This is a genomic window from Escherichia whittamii (genome assembly GCF_014836715.1).
GTDB classification, from domain to species: Bacteria; Pseudomonadota; Gammaproteobacteria; order Enterobacterales; family Enterobacteriaceae; genus Escherichia; species Escherichia whittamii.
This window is the reverse complement of the sequence record NZ_JACSQI010000029.1, coordinates 1-1,552: the sequence shown is the minus strand read 5'-3', so window position 1 is coordinate 1,552 and position 1,552 is coordinate 1. Positions and strand designations below refer to the sequence as shown.

Annotated in this window: 1 protein-coding gene; it reads right to left on the bottom strand. The window is 54.9% G+C overall.

Going from position 1 to position 1,552, the window contains the following annotated elements:
* Positions 1-11 precede the first annotated feature (11 nt).
* The gene (locus tag H9644_RS21375; RefSeq protein WP_174557857.1) at positions 12-1,385 is read right to left on the bottom strand and encodes an IS4-like element ISEc13 family transposase; all 1,374 of its coding nucleotides are present in this window, start codon (positions 1,383-1,385) and stop codon (positions 12-14) included.
* Between the last annotated feature and the right edge of the window lie 167 nt (positions 1,386-1,552).

The window sequence follows — 1,552 nt, the reverse complement described above, 5'->3', positions numbered from 1 at the left end:
CTGTCTCTTGATCAGATCTCCTGATCAAGAGACTTCATCACCAGGTAACCCTCAACCATATCCTGAAGTCTGAACCAGCCATCCCACATAACTACCCAACCGGGGCGGCCTGTGCGTTTGCTGTCATGCCATCGCCCCAGTTTCGCCAGTTTCAGACAGGCCCATTTCAGTGTCGGCGTCTGTGACGGAAGCGGTTTTCCTTCCAGCTTAACCCACAGCAGTTTCCACTCTGTCGGCGTCAGTATTTTCTCACAGCTGTCATTTTGTGTTTCTTCACTGATACCTCCCTGCCGCAGGCCCAGCACCCGTACCGCGATAAACGCCTTGATAACCACCATGCGCTCAAGGTTATCCCGGGTCTGCATTCGCAGCGATTCCACACATGTACCACCACTTTTCCACGCCTTGTGGTATTCCTCTATCAGCCAGCGTCGCTCGTAATGGCTGACGATACGTCGCGCATCGGCGGCACTCGCCACTTTTTCTGACGTCAGCAGATGCCAGCAGGCACCGTCCTCTGTCTGCTCCCGGCAACAGACATACGTGAGCGGGAGCGCCTGGCCGCTGTTGTCGGGATTTTTTATGCTGACTTCGCTGTAACTGATGAACATCCGGGCCTGGCGGGCTGCCCGCCCGCCTTTTTGCATCACATTCAGCGTGTGGCTTCCCGCTGTTGCCAGGACTTCCGGCAGTTCGAAGAGCTTGCCGGGTGCTTCTTCCAGCCGGCGATTCTGTGCAGCACGCACCACGAAGCGCTGTCCGTGGCTGACTTTATAATGCAGGTAATGCCAGATATCCGCTTCCCGGTCACAGACAGTGATTACCCGTTTCTGTATCTCCCCCAGCCGTTCGGCCATACGCTCCGAAGCCTGCTGCCAGCGGTAACTTTCTTTTTCTTCATAGGGACGTTCTTTTCGCTGGTGCTTAACACCGTAGGTGTCCGTGACCCGACTCCAGCGCTGCTGTTCGATAAGACCGACTGGCAGGGCGCTGTCGGGGGCGTACATCAGGACAGAGTGAGCCAGCAGCCCGCGCGTCTTCGGGTTAGTGGTGGTATTCCCCAGGTCATCAGATGCCGTACTGTGGCTGAAGTTAATGGTGGTGGTGTCTTCCAGTGCGAGGAGCAGCGGATGAGCCTCACATGCCCTTACAGTGGCGGTAAATCCGGCTTCGGCAATGGCTTGCGGGGACACAGACGGGTTACGTATTAGGCGGTACGCACCTTCAACCTGAGCAGTGGACTGGGATGATTTCACAATAGAAAGACCTGCATGCTGAGCGAGAGAAGAGGCCAGTGACACAAGGCGTCGTGTACGACGCGGATCACCGAGACGGGCATGTCCAAACTGCTCGTTAGCCCATGAATAACAATCAGAAAGTACCATAACAGACACGAAGAAAATGAAATATAAGAGAAGATCAACGGGTGAAGAAAAAGTTCAAAAAATGGCTACCGGGGAGGAAGGAAAGTACCGGATGGAAAGAGTCCCCCCTAAAGCAGACTGACAGACATCACAAATCCCCGGGTGGGGACTTGTGTATAAGAGACAGC